This window comes from Pseudomonas putida, assembly GCF_003228315.1.
Taxonomy (GTDB): Bacteria; Pseudomonadota; Gammaproteobacteria; order Pseudomonadales; family Pseudomonadaceae; genus Aquipseudomonas; species Aquipseudomonas putida_S.
The window spans coordinates 6223352-6244538 of sequence record NZ_CP029693.1 but is presented as its reverse complement, the minus strand read 5'-3'; the positions used below and the strand labels follow the sequence as shown (position 1 = coordinate 6244538).

Annotated in this window: 18 protein-coding genes; 12 read left to right on the top strand and 6 right to left on the bottom strand. The window is 50.2% G+C overall.

From position 1 onward, the window contains the following. Positions 1 to 127: 127 nt before the first annotated feature. Entirely contained in the window at positions 128 to 1879 is a 1752-nt protein-coding gene (locus DKY63_RS29210; protein WP_110967304.1) for a L,D-transpeptidase family protein, read from the bottom strand. An 83-nt stretch (positions 1880 to 1962) separates the two neighbouring features. On the opposite strand from DKY63_RS29210, the gene DKY63_RS29205 reads away from it, so the two are divergent. Further along, positions 1963 to 2667, top strand: a complete 705-nt coding sequence (locus DKY63_RS29205) for a murein L,D-transpeptidase catalytic domain family protein (RefSeq protein ID WP_110967303.1) — start codon at positions 1963 to 1965, stop codon at positions 2665 to 2667. 91 nt (positions 2668 to 2758) lie between these two features. Then, a complete protein-coding gene (locus DKY63_RS29200; protein ID WP_110967302.1) occupies positions 2759 to 3544 on the top strand; it encodes a transporter substrate-binding domain-containing protein in 786 nt (261 codons plus the stop codon). 56 nt (positions 3545 to 3600) lie between these two features. Here the strand turns inward: DKY63_RS29200 and DKY63_RS29195 are convergent, their stop codons facing one another. Continuing rightward, the gene (locus tag DKY63_RS29195; RefSeq protein ID WP_110967301.1) at positions 3601 to 3822 is read right to left on the bottom strand and encodes a hypothetical protein; all 222 of its coding nucleotides are present in this window, start codon (positions 3820 to 3822) and stop codon (positions 3601 to 3603) included. A gap of 392 nt (positions 3823 to 4214) precedes the next feature. On the opposite strand from DKY63_RS29195, the gene DKY63_RS29190 reads away from it, so the two are divergent. The 3 genes from DKY63_RS29190 (at position 4215) to DKY63_RS29180 (ending at position 6997) form a co-directional block, all read left to right on the top strand. Further along, a complete protein-coding gene (locus DKY63_RS29190) occupies positions 4215 to 5021 on the top strand; it encodes a hypothetical protein (RefSeq protein WP_110967300.1) in 807 nt (268 codons plus the stop codon). A gap of 100 nt (positions 5022 to 5121) precedes the next feature. Then, complete coding sequence (locus DKY63_RS29185) at positions 5122 to 6519, top strand: replication endonuclease (protein WP_110967299.1); 1398 nt, start codon at positions 5122 to 5124, stop codon at positions 6517 to 6519. A 202-nt stretch (positions 6520 to 6721) separates the two neighbouring features. Beyond that, the gene (locus DKY63_RS29180; RefSeq protein ID WP_110967298.1) at positions 6722 to 6997 is read left to right on the top strand and encodes a hypothetical protein; all 276 of its coding nucleotides are present in this window, start codon (positions 6722 to 6724) and stop codon (positions 6995 to 6997) included. A gap of 86 nt (positions 6998 to 7083) precedes the next feature. Here the strand turns inward: DKY63_RS29180 and mobV are convergent, their stop codons facing one another. Further along, entirely contained in the window at positions 7084 to 8100 is a 1017-nt protein-coding gene (gene mobV / locus DKY63_RS29175; protein ID WP_110967297.1) for a MobV family relaxase, read from the bottom strand. Continuing rightward, positions 8097 to 8573 (bottom strand): hypothetical protein, encoded by a 477-nt coding sequence (locus DKY63_RS32240; RefSeq protein ID WP_162634934.1) that lies wholly within the window; start codon positions 8571 to 8573, stop codon positions 8097 to 8099. The genes mobV and DKY63_RS32240 overlap by 4 nt, the downstream gene beginning before the upstream one ends. Positions 8574 to 9059: 486 nt before the next feature. Between DKY63_RS32240 and drt3a the strand changes: the two genes are divergently transcribed. Both drt3a and drt3b read left to right on the top strand, forming a co-directional pair. Continuing rightward, positions 9060 to 10319 carry an antiviral reverse transcriptase Drt3a gene (gene drt3a, locus DKY63_RS29170; RefSeq protein ID WP_110967296.1) on the top strand — a complete coding sequence of 420 codons (1260 nt, stop codon included), beginning with the start codon at positions 9060 to 9062 and terminating at the stop codon, positions 10317 to 10319. Next, positions 10312 to 12276, top strand: a complete 1965-nt coding sequence (gene drt3b / locus DKY63_RS29165; RefSeq protein ID WP_204354271.1) for an antiviral reverse transcriptase Drt3b — start codon at positions 10312 to 10314, stop codon at positions 12274 to 12276. The genes drt3a and drt3b overlap by 8 nt, the downstream gene beginning before the upstream one ends. Before the next feature lie 592 nt (positions 12277 to 12868). Here the strand turns inward: drt3b and DKY63_RS29155 are convergent. Next, positions 12869 to 13927, bottom strand: a complete 1059-nt coding sequence (locus tag DKY63_RS29155) for a tyrosine-type recombinase/integrase (protein WP_162634933.1) — start codon at positions 13925 to 13927, stop codon at positions 12869 to 12871. A 614-nt stretch (positions 13928 to 14541) separates the two neighbouring features. Here DKY63_RS29155 and DKY63_RS29150 point away from each other — a divergent pair. The 5 genes from DKY63_RS29150 (at position 14542) to DKY63_RS29125 (ending at position 20494) form a co-directional block, all read left to right on the top strand. Then, positions 14542 to 14904: an NUDIX hydrolase gene (locus DKY63_RS29150; protein WP_110968009.1), complete on the top strand. Its 363-nt coding sequence runs from the start codon at positions 14542 to 14544 to the stop codon at positions 14902 to 14904. Positions 14905 to 15375: 471 nt separating this feature from the next. Continuing rightward, the gene (locus DKY63_RS29145; protein WP_110967293.1) at positions 15376 to 16950 is read left to right on the top strand and encodes an arylsulfatase; all 1575 of its coding nucleotides are present in this window, start codon (positions 15376 to 15378) and stop codon (positions 16948 to 16950) included. Positions 16951 to 17213: 263 nt separating this feature from the next. Then, entirely contained in the window at positions 17214 to 17726 is a 513-nt protein-coding gene (locus DKY63_RS29140; RefSeq protein ID WP_110967292.1) for a hypothetical protein, read from the top strand. 55 nt (positions 17727 to 17781) lie between these two features. Then, positions 17782 to 18240, top strand: a complete 459-nt coding sequence (locus tag DKY63_RS32780; protein WP_239499342.1) for a hypothetical protein — start codon at positions 17782 to 17784, stop codon at positions 18238 to 18240. 1990 nt (positions 18241 to 20230) lie between these two features. Continuing rightward, the gene (locus DKY63_RS29125; protein WP_110967290.1) at positions 20231 to 20494 is read left to right on the top strand and encodes a hypothetical protein; all 264 of its coding nucleotides are present in this window, start codon (positions 20231 to 20233) and stop codon (positions 20492 to 20494) included. Between the two features lie 233 nt (positions 20495 to 20727). On the opposite strand, the gene DKY63_RS29120 is transcribed toward DKY63_RS29125, so the two are convergent. Then, complete coding sequence (locus tag DKY63_RS29120) at positions 20728 to 20910, bottom strand: hypothetical protein (protein WP_110967289.1); 183 nt, start codon at positions 20908 to 20910, stop codon at positions 20728 to 20730. Positions 20911 to 21187: the final 277 nt, after the last annotated feature.

Here is a 21187-nt window from a genome sequence, read left to right as displayed (position 1 = left end):
CGTAGGGGCGTTCTGCCGGGCTCGGCAGAGCTACCAGAACTCTAGACGATCATTTGGATCCGTTTTGACAGCTGGTCGGCCGGCTTGCGGGACCTGTAACACACCCGAAACACATACCGTTTGCCAACTACTGCTGCTGTTGCCCGGTAACCACCATGGTCACTTCGCCACCCGGCAATTCCAACGCGGGTAACTTCGACGGCTTGTTCAACTGCTGCAGCACCGGCATGTCGTAACCGTAAACATCCGGTTTAAACGCCACCCGCCCCTCGTTGCTCATATCCACCGTCCAATACGCCAACAACACGGGCACCCGGACCGGGAGCTTGATGTTTTCGGTTCGACCGTTGGCCAGCTGTTTCTGAATGCCCTCGCTGTTCCAGCGCACCGGGTCGTTGAACAGTAACTCCACCAGTTGCAGCGGGTTTTCCACCCGGATACAACCGGAACTGGTGGCTCGCATGGACTTGGCGAACAGCTCGCGATGGGGCGTGTCGTGCAGGTAAATCGCATAGTCGTTGGGGAAGCGAATCACCACCCGCCCCAACGAGTTTTCCGGGCCGGCATCCTGGCGCAACGTCAGGCCACGGGCGTTGTACCAGTCGACGGTCGACGGATCGAGCACATTGCCCGCCCGATCCAGCACACGGATCCGATTGGCCGCCAGGTAATCCGGGTTCTGCTGGATCTTGGGCAGCATATCCTTGGTCAGAATCGTCGGCGGCACGGTCCAGGTCGGGTTGAACGTGATGTAGGTAATCTCGGACTGAAACACCGGAGTGCTGCGGATCGGCTTGCCCACCTGCACCCTGGAACGCCAGACCGGCTGACCGTCGCGATACAGGACCACCTTGTAACCGGCGATATCCACCACCACAAAGGTGCCGCGCAGCTTGTACAGCAACCACCGGGCGCGCTCCAGGTTGACCCGGACCTGATCGATCCGTGCCTCGACAGGCACGTTCAACGCCGCCAGGGTCGTCGCCCCGGCCACGCCATCGGCGCCCAGGTACTGCTCGGTTTGATACTTCTTCACCGCCGCGATGACCTTGTCGTCGTAACCGTTGTGCTTGCTCGCGTGCGGCTCCAGATAACTGCCGGCCACCAGACGCGCGCGCAATTGCGCAACGGCCGGCCCGTCCATGCCCGGTTTGAGCGACTGCCCCTCGGCGACCTTCGGCCAGCCACCGGCATCGCGCACCTGACGCAAGCGCGCCAGGGCTTCACGCATGTCGCCATACACAGACTCCTGCGGCGGCGCCTGAGCGAACGCGCGGGCTACTTCGTGTTCATCGAGGGCAGCAAAGAAGCTGTTCACATCCTCTCGGGGATCGACGCCGACCGGGTCGAAGTTCCAGTGAAAATCCAGCCGCGAGGGGTCAACCTTGCCGCGCCGCAATTGCAGCAAGGCGGTGATGTAGGTGCGGGTCAGGGCGATATCGAATGCCGCCGACTGCGCCGGGGTTGGCGCATTGGCCTGCAGCAGCACTTGAGCCTCGGCGATCTCGGTTCCACGAAAATCCGCAGGGTTCAAGCCGTCGGCCTCCATGCCGTTCAAACCCTTGAGCAGCTGATTGACGTCACGACCATCGGTCCAGGCGGCGCGATAATTACGATGGGCGTAAAAGTCGAGAACAACGCGGTTGATGTCCGCCCGTTGATGCTTGCGGGAGGTGATCAGGGGTGGAAACGCCGATTCCAAGGGTTCGAGCATGGCCTGGATGCCCTGGCCGACGACATCGTCGGGGGCGGCGGACAATTCAGTCGTCTGCGGAGATGGCGGCACGATCGGCGAAGTTTCGCCGAGTGCAGTGCCGCTGATCAGAAAGACCATAAACAAACCGCGGCTTATGACGAATAACCTTGTTAATTGCACCATGGATAATCCCTAATCTCCCACAAATCAAAAAGCTAGCGTTGAAACCGCTGCTAGACTCGACATATTCCTGATGAGATTTACATATGGCGCTACATCGCTTTGGCTTGCAACTCACAGCGCTGCTGTTGACGTCGGCCTTCCTCACCACAGCCTACGCCGAATCGCTTGAAAACGCGCTGGCCAAAGCCGCCCCGAATGCCAATGCCAAGGTCATCGCCCTGGCCGTCCACGCAACACAATGCTCTCGCGCCCAAGGCGCCGCTGCGCCGCAAAGACTAGCAGTGATTGATTACTCCCTGCCCTCGACCGAACAACGCTTGTGGGTGTTCGATCTGAAAAAACGCAAACTGCTGTTCCACGAACTCGTCGCCCATGGCCGCAACAGCGGCGAAAACATGGCCACCCAGTTCTCCAACCAGAACGAAAGCTTCGCCACCAGCCTCGGCCTGTTCCGCACCCAGGAAAGCTATCGCGGCCAGAACGGCTACTCCCTGCGCATGGAAGGCCTGGAACCGGGCTTCAACGATAACGCCTTCGACCGGGCCATCGTCATCCATGGCGCACCGTACGTCAGCCCGGTGCTGGCCCGCGCCAACGGCCGCATTGGCAGAAGCCTCGGCTGCCCGGCCGTCCGCCCGGCAATCGCGCACAAGCTGATCGACTCGATGAAAGATGGGCAGCTGCTGTTCTCCTACTACCCCGACCAGCGCTGGCTGAAGTCTTCTTCCTACATTAACTGTGGGAGCGGCACGGTGGCGTCGTCAGAGAAGACTACCAAGCGCCAGTAACGCCTTGTAATCCGGCTTGCGTGATGACGGTCGGGAAGTTGTTTAACTACACTCCCCCGTCCAAACCACAGATCACAAAAGCCCGATAACAATGAACAAGCTCAAAAGCCCCCTTCTGCTCGGTGGCCTGCTCGCCCTCTCCATGGGCGCCCAGGCACAGGACGGCGCAAGCCATCTGGACAGCGTGCTCCAGCAAGGCCAGTTGCGCGTCTGCACCACCGGCGACTACAAGCCCTACACCCTCAAGGCCGAAGACGGCGAATACTCCGGCATCGACATCGCCATGGCCCGCTCACTGGCCGACACCCTCGGCGCCAAGGTCCAGTGGGTGCCCACCACTTGGAAAACCCTGATGCCCGACATGCTCGCCGGCAAATGCGACATCGCCATGGGCGGCATCTCAGTCACTCTGGAGCGGCAGAAAAAAGCCTTCTTCAGCACCACCCTCGACGTCGACGGCAAAATCCCGCTGGTGCGCTGCGAAGACCAGTCCAAATACCAGACCATCGACCAGATCAACCAACCCACCGTACGCCTGGTCGAACCCGCGGGCGGCACCAACGAAGCGTTCGTCCACGCCTTCCTGCCCAAGGCGCAATTGGCGCTGCACGACAACGTGACCATCTTCGAGCAACTGCTGGAAAACAAGGCAGACGTGATGATCACCGACGCTTCGGAAGCGCTGTATCAACAGAAGCTGAAACCGGGACTGTGCGCGGTGAACCCGACGCAATACATGCAGTACGGCGAGAAGGCGTACCTGCTACCGCGGGATGACATGACCTGGAAGTTGTATGTGGACCAGTGGCTGCACCTTGCCAAGGTCACGGGTGGCTACCAGAAAATTCTGGGCGAATGGATTGCAGTGCCCAAGTAACACCCCTGCTTAAACAAACCCCAACGGTGAACTCACTCCACCGTTGGCGTCATTGATCAATCGCCATGCAACAAACCTGAACCGTACTCGCCGTAACTGCTGCCGAGCGCACTGCCGTGGAAGTTCATTTTGTTGGGGTTACTGTTGGTAGGGCCTGGGCCGAATCCGCTGGGTTGCACGTTGTCGTAGGAATAATCGTGATGGGTGCCTGCACCGGAGCAGGCGCTCAGCAGGACAGCACCACTGATCAGGGCGATCTTGAGGAGGGTTGAGGTCATTTTTGTAGTTCCTGGGGTGCGAGGCGTGGGGGTTGGGCTTGTGTGTTCATCCTAGGTCGGGAGACTGATGGGGATTATGAAATCTGGTGGGGTGACAGCGTTGGTTCAGGAATGGGCTTGTTCCAGCGCCCGATTCACCAATAGCTCGCGAATGGCCGCTTCTCGACGAGTCAAAGCCCCCACCCCCCATTCCTGTTAAACTCCCCCACCTCCCAGCCTCACCGATTCCAGATCCCCAATGTCCGCATCCATCGCCACACCCGCCCCACTCTCCCGCCGCTTTTCCGTCGCACCGATGATGGATCGATAAGCTATTTCATAATTTTCAATGACTTATCTCGGTATGTGTGCACATGGTGTGCAGCAAACGCTGTTATCCTCGTGCACTGAATATGAACTTCAGACTCAATATGCCTAATTCAGTAGAAATAACAAGAATTTATAATAAAACGCTATATGAGGCACTCCTAAAGCTTTTCACCGCCTGGGGTGATATTCCGCAGCCTGAAGACCTCGCGTGGGTAATTGCTCATCAAAGTGCAATTGAAACGGAAGCCAGGCGTAAAAAGCTAATTCGGGGGCTGAACGTAACCGAGCGAATCGATACTGCAAGGAGGTATTTGGAATCGCTGCGAAAAGCCCGAAAGCTTTGGCATTCCATGGAGAACGAGGATCAAATATCACTATCGAAATGCGTCGATGGTTTAACAAGCGGTCATGGAATATTGGACGTCCCAGAATACGACCAGATTAACCTTGCATACCTTTTCGATGACTCTGTTGCTGAATGGCGAAAGCCCGTGCTTAATCAGCATGCATACTGGAGCGTCGACACAGAAATGATAGATCTATTAATCGGTGCGGCCCAGGACTGGTTGGAAAATAAAGCTCCTGTCGCGCATGAAAAAATAGATCCAACTCTTGACGCAGTAATATACATGTGTGGGAACTGCAATAATCACAACATCATCCCCTCAGCCTCTGATACTAGTCGTTTCACGAAAGTCGTTTCGGCCTATTTTGAACACACAGATTTTCTCGATGCCGACCAGCCTGAAGAAAAAAGAAAAAACTTCAGGAAAGAATTTAAAGATGTTATTAAAAAAGCAAATGCCGTATGGGCTAGAGATTACCCTAATACCTTTATGCACTTCAAAATACCAGCTTTTCCCGAGCAGCTGGATCTTTTTAGGGATTAGTCAAGGGGGAAGATTTTAAGAAAATACCTGATTTTCCCTCCCGCAAATATTTCTACAAACAAAACATCCTGATTCCGTTTCCACCAAAACGGTTTCAGACATGCAAAACCCAAAGTACATTTCACACCAAGTCGAGCCACTGCTGCTCGACGTCTCCAGCCTTCCCAATGCCCGTCATCTTTCGAGAGAATACGTTCTATATCTCGCGTCAACTCTTGCGCGACACTTCAGCAACCAAGCAAATCCACAGCCTGCCCTCACGGGCTCGAAGTTTATTGTGAATACGCACGTATATGGAATCACTGTTGAGTCGAGCATCGAATCCGCCATATACAAGCGATTATCATGTAAAAAGTTCTGGAGGCGCGCCCTTGAAAAAAAAGCAAATGAAGAGCGCCTGAACCATGAAGCTAAAAATGCGATTATCGGCGGAAAGGAAAAAGAGGGAAAAGCCCCCCTGCAAAACTACTGCTCAGATGACACTCTTATCCGAGAGCAAAACAAAAGAAAGGATAATGACGAAAAATTATCCAGATACAAGGTAGTCAATACGATAACAAACAAGGAGGAAAGCTTACTTAAAATAGCGCAGGCGAATGAAAAAAACCGCATAAGCGAACTTTACTTTATGGTCAAAAGCCTAGAAAAACTGGCAATGGAACGCGGCTTCAAATGGCTTTTTATTACACTCACTGCCCCTTCAAAATTCCACCCAAACCCATTGAAAGGCCGGAGATCCTACGACCCTGACGTTGGCATCAGAGGAAGCCACGATTACTTAAAACGTCAATGGGTTCAGATAAGATCCATACTTAACGAGCGAGGCATAAGTGCGGGCCCCGAGCACTACTTCGGTTTCCGCACGGTAGAGCCGCACAAGGATGGGAGCCTACATTGGCACCTATTAGTTTTTGTAAATATCAACTCCCTCGATAGCTTATCTACAGCCATTCGAGAAAAATTTCCCGAAAAAACAGCAGCAACCATTGTTCATGGCAAAGTAGGCAGTGGTAGTGCAAGCGCCGCTACGTATCTATACAAATACATCACAAAAGGCATATCAAAAGAAAAAACCAACTACAAATCTAACTCAGAGCGCACAATGGACAATGAAAGAGAAAAAAGAGATCTCGCGTCCCTACGAAACAAGGATCGAGTTCAAGCGGCGTTAAAAGCTCTGGGCATCAGACAATATCAGCCCTTCGGGGTATATGGGCTAAATACAATCTTCAAAAAAATAAATAAACTAAATTTACAAAACGTATCAGCCCCTCACGGCAGCATACTTCAGTACGTCAGGGACAATATCTGGAGGAATACCGATGGATACCTAAACATGCTCAAAAACGCCGAACTATTCACCTCTAATGCGCAAATAAAGCTCATAAAGGAAGAAACACAGTCCAGTTATGGAGAACCTAAAAAGAAAGTAATAGGCATCCGAATAGGGGGAACGGACTTTCTAAACGATAGCACCTACAAAATCGTAAGGGCATAGCCCCATCTGGGATTACAGTTGTACTTAGTTATCCAAGAAAAAGCCAAAATACAGAATATCCACGTCCCCCCGTAAAGAAAGTAAAGGGAGGTACAGGGGGGAGTTTTTTGTTTTTCTCACAAAATCGCCCCCTCCTTAAAGCGTCGATTTCCCGTCAGATTGGTGGCTCTTGCGCAGATCGCGCGTAATGGAAGAACGTACCATGACTGAATTTGAAAAAAACATCGAGAAAATCAGGAGCATGATCAACAACGGGGGAAGCAGCTCAGAATGGTTTGCACAAGCTTATATTTCTTGGTACCGCACTGGCGAGCGTCGGCTTGTGAGCCTTGCAGGAGTCGAACGTTTAGATAGTGGCAACATGCAGTTGTTTTGGACAATGATTAACCTGCGCCGGGGACGCGATTGGAGTGAAATGGCGCTATATGAGCTCGAACGGTACGCTGTTGAAAAATGGAAAATTGTCGGGATTGACTAATATAGCAGCCAACTTGCAATCTTAACGGCGCACACCGACAAAGCACCTATTTGGGGTTTCTGGGTTCCCCCCGAAGAAAGTCTGAATTAGCCTAAGGTGTATTGACTATCATATTTAAGGCCTCGCCTCGGGGCCTTTAGCCCTGCGTCTATCCTCGCTTCAAGCATCTCAAGCCTACGCTGTAAAGCGTCTCTCTCCCCTTCCAAGACCCATACTTTATGCTCCGCTGTACGGATTTCATTTTCACGAACGACAAGGTTCCTCGAGCGCTGCTCTAGGTCAAGCTCTCTACTAGCGCGCTCGATTTCTCGGTGTGCGGCGATTTGATGTTGTTCGTCCAGCTCTATTGCGATTTTTTTCAGGTTTTTGAACTTAGATCTGATGGCCTTTTTGGTGCGAGCCTCATTCGCGCCGCGCAGGGCGTTAGCTTTGGCTACACCTTCGGCTCGTTGCCAAGCCTCCGTTTTCATACCGAGCGCCGCCGCCACGTAGTCCTTGCGGCACAACTGCGGCGTGTCACCCGCTGCCGTCAGCGAAGCGTAGAAAGTCGCTACGTCCTCGTGTTTAGCCTTGGATCCCCTCACTCCGCGTTCCAGGCCGCGTTTCACACCGCAAGCGGCGTGGAAGCTGTCTTGCATTTCACGCAGCTTGGCGGGCCCGCCTAGGAAATCGCGGCATGATAAACGTCCGTCTTTAGTTCTTGGCACAACGTATGCCACCAGATGCGGCGTCGACTCGTCTAGGTGCAAAGTCGAACTAATCACATTTTCCGCCCCATGACGTTGTTTCAACCATCTTAACGCGTCGTCGAAATAGCCCCCGCCCAAATCATCCAAGTAACCTCCGTGCCGCTTGAAGACTTCGGGCGAGGCTGTCACCAAGTATTCGACGCAAAGCACTGCATCACTCCTCCTCTTGTCTGGTAGTCGACTTCTTAGGGCTTCTAGCACCTGATCAACTCCAACGGCACCAACTGTCCGGTTCCGGTGCAGTTGGGCTGGGTTTGCGTTTGGTGTAGGTTGCTCTCTGAAAGTGTGGCGCGCTGAGCGGGCCAATGCGCCAAAACTCTTGACCTTTCTAGCTCGTAGGATTGCAAAAGTCATAGAGAAGGCCCGTCATAGCAGATGCTCTCCGGCTTTCGCTTCAGGATAGGCGTAGAGGGTTTGTATTCGGGAACTAAAGTAGCCGAAGGAATAGTCGTGATCGGCGGTTTACTACCACCGCTCGAACAAGCTGAAAGCATGCCCAAAATGACATCAAGCAACAGTGCTAATGCAAGTATGATGGCATCTAAAAGCGTCGCCTCAACTCTAAGAATTTCGTGAAGCTCTTCTCCGTCATTTTCGATATGCCTGTATGCCAAACCTGTGTTTTGAAGTTTTAGTAGCGAGTCAAAAGCAGAAGGAACATCTATTCGAGAAAATTCGTAGAAGTCCACAAAAGCCCGGTCACTGGGAAGGTCTGCCAGAGTTCGAGTTACCACTTGATGAAGCTTTTCTCCCGGGAAAGTCGCGCTAGCTGTTGCCAATGTAGCTCGGTGTTGCTCTGATAGAATTAGATTGTTTGATTTAAACATCACGGCATCTCCTGATGCTCTTGTTATTGTTTTCATAGTATGCAAATGGAGCAAAGACTCGCGCAACCCCATGCACTGAACACTATGTGTAACCCACTACCCATCGTTCCGATGGTGGGCCAGCGTGCCGCTGGACTGCGTGCGCGTCGCTCTGCTCCTTGCAAACCCGCAACCCCACTTTGGGGTTGCCATCCCCTGCCTGGGGATCGCCCCAGACGCTCGGGAGTGGGGAACACAGCATTCCCCACTCCTCGCCCTAGGATACGATCCAATCAAAGTAAAGGGTTCGCTACGCCTCAAACATCGCCCGTTCCTGCTCGCTCGTTACTCGCTGCGCGGGCTGCGGCCTCCGTTTGAGCCCTTGACTATTAAGGCGAAGCTCGAATGAATGATTAAAATGCAAAGCACCTTCTGTATTGAGCGGCTCAGGATGAGGATGTTACGCTACACCGAATGGGTCGACTGACAAAAATCTAAGGAAAGAACATGTTCGATCAATCTTTCAACCAAGTTTCTATATCTCGAACGCTTAGAAAAAGTGACTTTCTTACGACCCCTAGGCTAAGAAATCCAACCATAAAAATGCAAATTATAGCTGACGCCCTCGAAAGAGCACGGTTAGGATTTGAGGGTTATGGCTTTCTACTAACCACCAAGGTTAAAAAGAAAACCATCTATAGAATAAAAAATTTTAGCGACGAACTGATACTTAGAAAAATCAACAAGAACATTCAACGAAACACAAAACTACCAAATGCAAGTCGCGACTCGATAGTAGCCAACATAAAAAATATCTTATCCGAAGGCGTATCATATCGAGTATATCGACTTGACGTTAAAAGTTTTTATGAGTCATTCCAAGTCGAAGATGTCATTTCCACAATATCTAAAATCAGCAAATTAAGCCCAACAACCAAAAAAATGGTTAAAGACCTACTGACCCACCATAAAAGCAGTGGTGGTCTAGGGGTGCCGCGCGGACTCGCCTTAAGCGCAACACTATCAGAAGTAATGATGCTTCAGTTTGACAAAGATATTCGCAATCAACCCGGCGTATTTTTTTACTCAAGATATGTAGATGACATAATAATCATCTCGAGTGGAAATGAAGACGAATCAAAATTTACAAATACTGTCTCAAAATTGCTCCCAAAGGGATTACTGCTAAACGATAAAAAAACAATAATTTGTCACGCCACTCAAGATATAAAACCTTTTAAACACACCTCCCCCGCACCTAATGATGTTCTGACTTTTGAGTTCCTTGGATATCAATTAACAGTACGCGAACCCATAAAAACTGAGCGTTCGCAATTCCGAGATGTTCATTTAGACATTGCAGGCAGCAAAGTAAACAAAATAAAAACAAGAATAACCCGCTCCATGATCAGCTATTGCAAGGTTAGAGATTTCGATTTATTGGAGACACGCTTAAAATTTCTAACCTCAAACTTCAGCGTTCTTGATGCAGATCGAGAAAGGAAACGCCTCGCTGGCATTTACTACAACTACCACCGTATAGATTTAGAAAAATCAGAAGCACTGATAAAACTAGATAACTACATACGTAAAGCAATACTTTCTGGATACGGCACAGTATTCGATGATTTTTTTTGTAAAACCACCGTTGCACAACGACGTCGCCTCTTGAGATTTAGCTTTAGCCGTGGCTTTCGCGAGAAAACCTTTATGTATTTCTCCCGCAACAACTTAAAGCTTATTCAGGAGTGCTGGACTTATGCTTAATTCAAATGCAAAACCAATAAAAAAGAATGACTACAATAGAGTCCTAGTAACTGAAACCGTCCCCTACGAAACACCGCTGATTTTTTCAAACGATGGTTTTTATTCCATATGCAAAACGCTACCAGATAAAAACTCGGTCTTGAGCGAACTTTTTCAAAGGCTTGTACTCGCAAAAGGACGCAGAAAGTTTTTCACAATCCCTTACCAGTACAAAATCAGAAAGAATCTTTTAGACTACAGACGACTGTCTGTAATTCATCCAATCTCACAGTGGGAAATGAGAACATTCTATGAGACTTACGAATCTTTAATTTGCCACTACTGCTCAATAAGCAACTACTCCATAAGAGCCCCTCAAAGAACAGCCAGTGTATTTTATTATAAAAACTCCTGGGAAAACGTCTCCAAGTACAAACGCGGCGCTGTAGAGGAAACCGGCTCAGACAAAAGACACAAGCATAGCTCCTCGTTTTTTTCTTACCGAGGACACGACCGACTTTATAAATTCTTTAACTCCAATGAATTCATTTCCTTAGAGAAAGACTTTGCCTCACTCAAAACGCTTGATGTATCTAAATGCTTCGATAGCATATACACGCACTCATTGGCTTGGGCCACCAAAGAAAAACAGTATGTCAAAGCCAAAATTGGACTCTCAACTTTTGGTTCAGCTTTTGACGCATTAATGCAAAAAGCAAACTACAATGAAACAAATGGAATTGTAATCGGGCCAGAAATAAGTCGTATTTTTGCAGAAATTATATTTCAAGACATTGACCAAATGGTACAAACACGACTCGCAGGCGACTTATATCGTTACGAGCTTGGCGTTCACTACTCGATTAAAAGATATGTAGATGATGTTTTTATTTTTGCTAAAGAAGAAAAAATCGCTCGAAAAGTATACGAAGTATATGCAGACTGCCTAAACTCTTACAACCTCCATGTAAACTCATCAAAATCCTCCACCTATTCAAGACCCTTTTTCACTGCAAAATCCAAAGTAGTCAGAGAGGTAAACTTAAAAGTAAATGAGTTTACAGATAAATTTCTAGAAAGCAAAAATGGAAATTCCGTATTCATTCCAAAAGAGATACATCGAGTAAACCGACTTGTGCACAGTTTCATTGACTCGATCAAGGCCACTTGCTCGACAAACGAGGTCGGATATGACGAAGTATCCTCTTACTTAATTTCCGCTTTCTTTGAGCGTGTCAAAAGACTAATCAACATAGACACCATAGATCAGGAAGAAGGAGAAATAGACAAATATCGTGATGCAGTAATTGTATTTCTTGAGCTTATTTTTTTCTTCTACTCCGTCGCTCCATCCGTTAGCGCATCCTACAAATTGTGCGCGTCAGTAATTTTGCTTTGCAGATTCTCCGAAATGCATTTAGGCCCTTATGAGAACACAGTAAAACAGAGAACATACGAGCTTGCGGTTGAGTTACTTGAGGGAGATTTGGGGGCAGTAGAATCAGATGTAGAGAACTTTATATTTCTTGAAGCCCTAAACGTCATCCTCGCAATTAGCGACATGGGTGATGGGTATCTATTACCACCCGAATTGGTTTCAAAAATCTTTCAAGGCAAAGACTCATATTATGACTTGGTCACATGCATGTTCTATATAAAAAATAGAGCTGAATACTCATCAATACAATCCGATGTCATTTCAAGCATAGAGCGCCGTCTTGCGAATCTTGACTCGATCCAGACAGATGCAGAACAAGCTTGTTTATTTCTTGACTCAGTTTCCTGCCCATACATTGATCGAAAAAAGCGGACAAAGTGGATTCACCGTTTCTATCAGACCTGCAGTACTCCAAAGCCATCCAAACAGCAAGTTGAAGACTTTTTCAATAATGCAACTGAAAATTTTTGGTTCATAAACTGGAATGAAGTCGACCTGCTTAACGCTTTAGAGAGAAAGGAGTTGAGGCAGGTTTACTGACTGTGATAGCATTTCGCGCGGAAGGTAGCCAATATACTCTCCGCGTCTTCTGTTTTTTGTTTGGCGCTTTACTTGCCTCTAGAAGCTAACAAGTATCCCCAGAGGATAAGTGGGAGACGACAGTTGCAGGAGCGGCTTTTGCTTCGCAGAGGTTGCACACACTTAGAGGTGAGGCTACTTTTCACACCCCATCCGCCTCCAATGGGTACTATGTCAGCAACCTGCGTCATAAAGCGTCGACAATGTGACGCCTCCCATTTACCTTTATCCTTCCCACCAAAAAATCTCTGACGCCCTCTAGAGGATAGAGAGGTTCATTGCCAAGGCGAACATAAGTGGGCCCTTCACTTCTCTTCCGCCATGCCTCTAAGGTTGACTCCTTCACCCCTGCAAGAATAGCGAGTTCAGAAGCCGTTAGGAAACCGAGTGCCCTGGCAATGTTTTCCCGCTTTTCTTCGTTGTTGAATGCAGCCTCTATCATTGAATACTCCACCTTATTTCTAACTTTGGAAGATGGGGTAACTATAGAATTAGCTGCTGAGCGTTAAGAGGGGTGAAATTACGAAAAAAATCGAATACTCCCCCCTCCTGATCATTCGCTATGAACACGCTCAAACGCACTATGTACATCAGCAGCCTTGATAGATGTATAACGCCTCAGCATCGCCCAGGTTTTATGACCGGTCAGTAGTGCCACATGGGGTATATCTAAACCAGATCGGAAAAAATCAGCTGTGGCCTTATGCCTTAAATCGTGAAAACGGAGGCCATGAATATTCAGATGTTGGCAAGCTCTCGTGAAGGCTGTGCTTGCAGAGCTAGCCTTCACTGAAAAGATTTGCCCATCTTCACGGCCAGCGATCAATGGGCTAATGATCTCCCACGCTGGTGGAAACAAAGGAACCGTCTGATCGTTTCCCTTTTTTAGCCTTGGATCCTTTCTATCTCGAATGACGACCGTATGCTTCTCTCGATCAACATCATCAACCTTGATCCGGCAAATTTCTCCCAACCGCATACCGGTCGCTAAGCCAAATCGAACTAATGTGGCCATATCGATTTTTTGACGTAGGTTTTCATCCCAGTAGGCGTACAGTGCTTTCAGTTCTTGATCAGTTGGCTCACGCTCTCGTTCAGCACTGCGTGTATTCATCCCACGATGCTTTAGGCTTTCTCTAGCTTCCAGGGCAAGACGATCATGAACATCCAACCGTCGCGAATGGCGCGCCCACTTCAATACCGCCGAGAGAAACGAAAGATCAGCGGCAATTGTTACCCCACCGGCACCATCAGCCTCTCGTTTGTCTATAAAGTCCCGTAGAACGGCAGCACTGAGCATCGAAAGCTTCACATGCCCAAGTCTTGCACTTAGCATCTTGAGTGTGGCCTTTTTGGTTTTTCCAGCCTCACCAGCTGCTGTTAGTGTGTATTTTTCAATTAGATCAGCGAGCGTCGCCCCCTTCGGAGGTGGTGCGTAACCGCTAACCGCGACATGATTGGCATGGTGTTCTATCGAGGCGGCCCAGTTTTTTTGCTTCCACCTTCGTAGAAAACGTCGCCCCCTTGTAGATCCCAGCTTTTCGTACCTGGGCACGCCATTTGCCGCTTGGTAATTTGGTGAAGGTAGCCATTCCAATTCCTCAACAGTCACGCGTAGGTAGGTTCGCGATTTGGGATTTTCCGGAAGTCTGTGCGACCGGCGCAGAGGGGAAATTCAAAAAAAAAATTCAAATTCCCACCCCCCCCTTCCACATCGCCAACACCTGCACCAGCGGCCTGTCTTTGATTGCCAAAAAAGCACACCCGGTGTGCTGACTGACGCACCTGTATAATACCTACCATATGCCCCGTATGTGCACCTCGTGTGCACCTATGAACTGCACACGTGAATTTCATGGACATTTAATTTTGCAAAAAATCGTTAATAAACAAGATGTTATAAGTAGGAGATTCAGTGTCGCGCCGATGATGGATTGGAAGGATTAACGACAAGAGCCTTTAAAACAAAGGCTTACAGCAGAATCTCTATTGCCCTGTACCACCTCTGTACCACCAAGCCCTCTCAACTGACCGTGCGCAGCGTTCACATCTGGCAAAAAACGACCAGAAGCGGTCGGTGACCCAAGCCACATCAAAATCACCGATTGGTAAAGCAACCTGGCACTTTTTCGGGTTAAGTTGGCTCTAAGTTTGCACTCGTCGAGAAACGTGCCCTGAAAATGGCATTTTCATTACAATTCAATGACAAGCGTTTCGGACCAGAAGATGAAAGTCAGAGCTACAGTCATATGCGAGAGAGATCGGGAGATCTTGTTCGTTCGCAAACTGAAATCAAAGTGGTCTTTGCCTGGTGGCAAGGTGGAGGCTGGCGAGGCTATCGCTGGAGCTGCCGCCCGAGAACTCCAAGAAGAAACCGGGCTAAATGTTGATCAGCTCCTCTACATTTTTGAGTTCGACGCAGGCAGCACTCGCCACCATGTTTTTGAGGCCTCTGTTCCAGATACCGAAAGCGCCGCACCTCAAAACGAGATTATTGAGTGCATTTGGCATTCCTTGAGTACGTTTCAAGACCTAGACACAAGTGAAGCTACGAAATCAATTGTCAGATCATTTCTACGGCGTCTCTAGCCCCAGCTGAACCCACAGTCGATTGCTACCGGTCACTATCCAAAACCCACAGCTTTTTCAGTGATGGATTGGAACGATTAACGCCAAAAGTCTTTAAAACAAAGGCTTACAGCAACACCTCATTCACTCCGTACCAGTTCTGTACCACCAGCCCCTCTCAACTGACTACGCACTCCGGATAAATGCGTTCACATCCGGCAGATATCGGCCAGAAGCGGTCCTTTGAAAGCGTCTTCGAATCCGGGGACATCACGCCGCTGCCGCCTAGCAGCTCAATAGCTGCCATCAACAGGCCATTCTGGCCAGTTTTAGCAATATCCAATAACTAAGCTATCGTCGATGTGGTTGCCGAGTTGCGTCGAAAGGCATCTGGATATCGGTGTATTCGAGCGCGGCAATAATCGAAGTGGTAGCAGGAACTCGCTAAAAATTGGTCGCAGACTGCGACTCACCGGTAATGGAGCAAGTCCTATGACTGGCATACGCAAGTGGATACCGAAGGCGGCCTTGCTGGCGGCTTCGGTTATGGCGTTCTCGGCGACAGCCGGGGCCGCCGATAAGCCCAACATCCTTGTAATCTTCGGCGACGACATCGGCCAGACCAATATCAGTGCCTACTCCATGGGCGTGGTTGGCTACAAAACCCCCAACATCGACCGGATTGCCCATGAAGGCATGATGTTCACCGACTACTACGCGGAGAACAGCTGCACCGCCGGGCGCTCGACCTTCATTACCGGGCAGTCCGCACTGCGTACCGGCCTGTCCAAGGTGGGCATGCCGGGTGTGCCAGTCGGCTTGCAGGCACGAGATGTGACCATTGCCCAGGCTCTAAAGGCCAAAGGCTACGCGACGGGACAATTCGGCAAGAACCACCTGGGCGACAAAGACGAATACCTGCCAACCAACCACGGTTTCGACGAGTTCTTCGGCAACCTCTACCACCTCAATGCCGAAGAAGAGCCTGAGCGTCCTTACTGGCCGAAGGATGACGCCGCTTTCGTCAAGGCCGCTTCGCCTCGCGGTGTGATCCACAGCTTTGCCGATGGCAAGATTGAAGACACCGGCCCGCTGAACAAAAAACGCATGGAAACCATCGACGACGAAACCACGGCGGCGGCCCAGGCGTTTATCGAGAAACAGGCCAAGGCGGACAAACCGTTTTTTGTCTGGATGAACACCACCCGCATGCATGCGTTCACCCATGTACGTGAATCCATGCAAGGCCAGAGCGGTATGCCCGGTAACGAGTATGCCGATGGCATGCTTGAGCATGACGGCGATGTCGGCAAGCTGCTCAAGACCCTGGATGACCTGAAACTCACCGACAACACCATCGTGGTCTACACCACCGACAACGGCCCGAACCAATGGTCCTGGCCGGACGCGGCGACCACACCGTTCCGCAACGAGAAGAACTCCAACTGGGAAGGCGCGTTCAGGGTGCCGGCGATGATCCGCTGGCCGGGCCACGTCAAGCCGGGTGAAGTGTCGAACCAGATGTTCTCCGGGCTGGACTGGTTCCCGACCTTGTTGGCAGCTGTCGGCGATACCGATATCAAGGATCGCCTGCTCAAGGGCGCCGACGTCGGCGGCAAGAACTTCAAGGTGCACCTAGATGGTTTCAACCAGCTGGATTACCTGACCGGCAAGACCGACAAGAGTGCACGCACCGAGTTCTACTACTTTAGCGATGACGGTGATCTGGTGGGCATGCGTTACGACAATTGGAAAATTGTCTTCTGTGAGCAACGTGCTCCTGGTGGTCTGCAGGTATGGAGCGAACCCTTCACCTGCCTGCGTGTGCCCAAGCTCTTCAACCTGCGGATGGACCCGTATGAGCGAGCCGACGTTGTGTCTGACCAGTACTATGACTGGCTGAGCAAAAACGACTACCTGATTTTCGCAGGCGTACAGAAATCTGCAGCTTTCCTGCAGACCTTCATCGATTACCCGCCTAGCCAGAAACCGGCCAGCTTCAGCATCGACCAGATCCGCTCGGAAGTTGACAAGAAAATCGAAGAGAAAATGAAACAGCAGAAGTAGTGAAAAATGCGTACCTAGCGTCCGCCTATTGGCGGACGCTTTTCACTGCACCAACGCTCAATGAAGTGGCAGGTAGCTGAATGGCCGCCCTCGAAAAACACTAAACTACGAAACGCCCGCTTAACGACTTAGCCAATCCGTTGCATCGACCGATGAATCCACAGTCGTTTTCTGCCTCTTTTTGAATCACAAGAAATTCAATCAATCCGGGTTCCTAGAATAGCCCTGAGAAGTTACGCGAATTCTCAATTGAGGACGCCGATATGAGTACGGTGATACACAAAATCAAACATGAGTTCATGAAGGTTCTGCCGCCCACCATTTTCTTTTTCGTCATTTTGCACATCGTTGCCCTGATTCGAGCTCTCATGATCAAGGGATCAGGGGTTGATCTACCGGTTTCGGCGTCTGTGCTGATCGCCTCTCTGGTGCTCGGCAAGTGCGTATTAATCGCCGATATGCTGCCGTTCATCAACCGCTTCCCCGATAAACCGCTGGTCTGGAATGTCACCTGGAAAACACTCATGTACGCCTTGGTCGCACTGATCGTGCACTACCTGGAGCGACTGTACGACTACTGGAAAGAGGCGCCAGGTTTCACGGATGCCAACTCCCTGCTTTGGTCCTCGATAAACTGGCCTCGCTTTTGGGCCATACAGATTCTGCTCGTTACGTTGATCTTCATGTATTGCGTGATCGCCGAGTTGGCACGCGTCATCGGACGTGATCGGCTGAAGGTAATGTTCATTGGCCCACTTCCGACAATGCAACGATGAAATTTCGTAAGGCGTAATTCCCCATTCCATCGTCCGAATGAAAGGAACTTGGAAGATGAAACTCAATATAAAGGTATCAAGGCCAGCTCTGCCTCACGACGAGTATCGGCCTATCAAAGCGGCAGTAGTCATCTGGTCATCCTGTTGGAACGTGCGGAGTAATATCAAATCAGCCATATGGGCATTAGCTCTTGTGTCATTCGCGGGATGTGCAGTTCCGACGATGAACGAGATGCGTCAAGCAGCTCCTCGCGACGTTTCGCATTCAAAAAAAAACAATAAGGTCATCGCCGAATGTGTTCAGCGTGAGTGGCAAAATCTGTTCGTTTTTGAAGGCCGGGATGGAGCAACGCAGAAACCTGGCAGCAACGGTAGTTACACAGTAGCAACGAGTGGCTCAGCCTATTTTGTCGATATCCAGTCGGAAGCATCCGGATCGGTGGCCAAGTACTACGCTGCGACGGATCGCTGGATATCAAAAAAACATTTGGCCGCGCTAAAGAGTTGTCTATGAATCAGGCCAGTTGCACAGACGGGACAGGGGCAGTCCCTAGGTAACCTCGAATCATGTTTGACTGACGACAATTAATGACCCGCTTCTGTCCGAAAGGCGCCTATTTCGATCGTCCGCTATTGGTCGATTCTGTTGAAAAAGTCGTCCATGGATTGCTCGGCAAAAAAGTACGTGCGTGAGATTGAAATCTTTACTTTGAGCTGAGGCTTCCGAACTCCGATTTCGCGCAGGAGCGTGCAAAAAAGGTGTTTTCACCGATCAACGATGAGTCCGTTTCGGCAAAGCGACTTTTTCAACAGAATCGGTCGAAAGCGGCAGTTCGAATTTGTTTTTCCCCTCCCTTTCCTTTTCTTAAACACCTCGTTACGCGCTTCCCAAGCTGATAACGAGGGTTCGATTCCCTTCACCCGCTCCACTATTTTCAAGGCTTCCAACGGTATCAATGTGACGTTGCATGGAACTGGTGACAGTTTCGGTGACAGTTACTGGATTCTGGGAGTGTTTGCGCACCAACGTGAGTGCACAGCAACTGACGGACCTGGGCCAGCGCCCTCCCCTATAGGTGCTTTCGGCTTTTCATGTTGACCCCTCGGAAAACGGTTAGGAAGGTTAGTTTTTTACTGACTCCTCTGAAAGCCTTGTGCTGTAAGGCTTTGAGACGATAGGCGTAGGTTAGGATTTGGTTAGCAGAGGGTTATTTCCTAACCTTTATAGATGTTAAAAAACCAATAAATAAAATCCTTATAAATCAGCATCTTAAAATTTACTAACCTCAAACCTAACCATAACTAACCCTCCAAAGTTAGCTCCCAAACCCAGTAAATACGGGCGCTTCAGCCACTATTGGGCTGCCATTTCAAAAACTAACCCTTTTCCCGAGCCACCTCTCAAAATCCTTCCCCCGCTGCGCTTCAGAAGCCTTCTCAAAACAGCCCACCCTAGCAGGGATTCGCAGGCTTTTTCGCCCCTATCAATGCCAGAGCAAGCCCCACCAGGCCTGCGCCGGAGCAATTGCAGGGAATGCAGAAAAAACGACACATTTAGCCCGCAGGCGTGGCGGGGGGACGACTGCGCGCGCCAGGCGTGGCTCTCCCCGGCAAGCTGGGGTTCGATGCGTAGGAATTGTGGCGCGTGCCCCGAAGGCTTGGAAAAGACGCAATTTAAAAAGGACAGGAAAAACATTACCTGTTTCTGGGAAGAATCTTCCCGAGGGATAGCCCTGTGGGTGGCAGCGATCGGTTGAATCCACAGTCAAAAGCGGTCGTTCGAGTGCGCCTTTCAATGATGGGCTTCACACCACCGACGGCTGTTTTGGGCCGACTGGTTATCTCACCAGCCATTCCATAAGAATAAGGGTCATAGCCGAGCCTAATGTAAGGATCCCGATTCCGAAGGTTACTCCAAGTAGTAGAGGATGGTTCCACAAGGCTTCGATCTCCGGTTTCGACGATTCAAAGAATGTTGACTCCGAGCAGCGGAGCAATAACCAAGCCAGAGGTTTAGGGATGGCCACTTCTGCCCGGCTGGTGCCTATTACCTCCTGGAGACTCCCCGACATCGGGGGCGTTTTTCCCTAAATATGGTGCTGGGGCTCCCATATGTGGTGTCGATAGCGCGGCTGTTTCGACCATTCATCAAATGGCAGCAACCAGAGGAAAAGAAGGTGGGTACTGGGTACTGTCGGTTGCAAGGACAATCATGGGCTGAGCCCGCCTCGCTAGCCACTTCAGGGAGCAGCTGATTGGGAGCCGTGATTAGCGAGGCGAACAATTAAAGATTAGCTCAATCCATCGTCTCGTATCGCACTATCCCCACGATTTCCAACGCCTTCTGCTGTGCAGTTTTCTTGCTCCCCCTTGGCCTCGTTGAGGAACTACATCTACAGTTAGCCGTGGATGAACTGGGGCTTATTCTGTTGTGTGGGCATAGAGGATTTTCGACAGCTGGCGTGATGTTCTGGTAGGCATGGGGCTGGATCAAGGAGAGGCAGATGGCTACTGTTTTTGCGAAAGGTCGTTACAACGTTTATGCAGGCCGGGGGCCCATGGCTGAACTGATTGGGCGCCTTGATAAAGACGAGTTCGTACGAAGCAGTTCTGGTGAACTGCTCTTCCGAATTGATGGAGACAATGTGTACACCGCAGGCTCAGGCGCGAAATATATTGGCAGTATCGTAACCACAGAATGCGGTCGGGCCTTGGTTGTTGATGCTGCGCATGTCGCTTTGCTGGCCATCGCGCCTCAGCGAGGATAGGGCGCCGCTTTTGGTTTGTGACGCGTGGTCTGGCCGGGCGATTAACCCTTCATTCAACGGGATGCCTATTGTCCGGTTCAGGCCACCTGTGAGTGGCTGCAATGGACGGTTGCAGCCCTTCGCAACAGGCTGTTCTCGGCCCAAAGCGTACAAAGCTTCTAATGGAAGTGCCGATCACCTCAAAAACCTGCTTTAGCCGTTTGCGCCAGCTAGAAAATCTATTGTTTACAAAACTACGACTCGGCATAACGCTGATATAGGCTTTCCAGCTCCCGCTGATATTGGTCACCTGTGAACCTAAATCTAAGCTTCCCAATTGCATCGGCCGCCTCAGCCGCAGCTTGCTCTTCATTTTGACCATTTTTGGCCGACCATGCTCTTGCGGCCTTGATCACAGACACTTCGGTTATTTTCATAGATGCGCTCGGCACACTTTTCACGTGTGAAGTTGTTATCTGCGATATGAACTGGCAACGCTAATCGGTTCATCGAACGGTCGCGACAGTTAAGCGTCTGGACAGCGGGTCTGACTTTGGAGTTCAACCCGACCTCGTTGCCATCGCGCCGTGACGTTTCTCCGCTATCTGCAATGCTGAATTCACCCTTTCTTGCAGACTGCACGCCTCAATGGAAATGCAAGGACCGTAAGTCGCTGTTTACCCGCAATTAATTGCGTTGATGCCCTTGGCACAG

Bases quoted from the DNA above. Each gene is read 5' to 3' on its own strand.
- DKY63_RS29150 (WP_110968009.1), top strand. From the start codon at position 14,542: ATGAAAGTCAGAGCTACAGTCATATGCGAGAGAGATCGGGAGATCTTG.
- DKY63_RS29125 (WP_110967290.1), top strand. From the start codon at position 20,231: ATGGCTACTGTTTTTGCGAAAGGTCGTTACAACGTTTATGCAGGCCGG.
- DKY63_RS29200 (WP_110967302.1), top strand. From the start codon at position 2,759: ATGAACAAGCTCAAAAGCCCCCTTCTGCTCGGTGGCCTGCTCGCCCTC.
- DKY63_RS29210 (WP_110967304.1), bottom strand. From the start codon at position 1,879: ATGGTGCAATTAACAAGGTTATTCGTCATAAGCCGCGGTTTGTTTATG.
- DKY63_RS29190 (WP_110967300.1), top strand. From the start codon at position 4,215: ATGAACTTCAGACTCAATATGCCTAATTCAGTAGAAATAACAAGAATT.
- drt3a (WP_110967296.1), top strand. From the start codon at position 9,060: ATGTTCGATCAATCTTTCAACCAAGTTTCTATATCTCGAACGCTTAGA.
- drt3b (WP_204354271.1), top strand. From the start codon at position 10,312: ATGCTTAATTCAAATGCAAAACCAATAAAAAAGAATGACTACAATAGA.
- DKY63_RS32780 (WP_239499342.1), top strand. From the start codon at position 17,782: ATGAAACTCAATATAAAGGTATCAAGGCCAGCTCTGCCTCACGACGAG.
- mobV (WP_110967297.1), bottom strand. From the start codon at position 8,100: ATGACTTTTGCAATCCTACGAGCTAGAAAGGTCAAGAGTTTTGGCGCA.
- DKY63_RS29185 (WP_110967299.1), top strand. From the start codon at position 5,122: ATGCAAAACCCAAAGTACATTTCACACCAAGTCGAGCCACTGCTGCTC.
- DKY63_RS29180 (WP_110967298.1), top strand. From the start codon at position 6,722: ATGACTGAATTTGAAAAAAACATCGAGAAAATCAGGAGCATGATCAAC.
- DKY63_RS29195 (WP_110967301.1), bottom strand. From the start codon at position 3,822: ATGACCTCAACCCTCCTCAAGATCGCCCTGATCAGTGGTGCTGTCCTG.
- DKY63_RS32240 (WP_162634934.1), bottom strand. From the start codon at position 8,573: ATGTTTAAATCAAACAATCTAATTCTATCAGAGCAACACCGAGCTACA.
- DKY63_RS29140 (WP_110967292.1), top strand. From the start codon at position 17,214: ATGAGTACGGTGATACACAAAATCAAACATGAGTTCATGAAGGTTCTG.
- DKY63_RS29120 (WP_110967289.1), bottom strand. From the start codon at position 20,910: ATGAAAATAACCGAAGTGTCTGTGATCAAGGCCGCAAGAGCATGGTCG.
- DKY63_RS29205 (WP_110967303.1), top strand. From the start codon at position 1,963: ATGGCGCTACATCGCTTTGGCTTGCAACTCACAGCGCTGCTGTTGACG.
- DKY63_RS29145 (WP_110967293.1), top strand. From the start codon at position 15,376: ATGACTGGCATACGCAAGTGGATACCGAAGGCGGCCTTGCTGGCGGCT.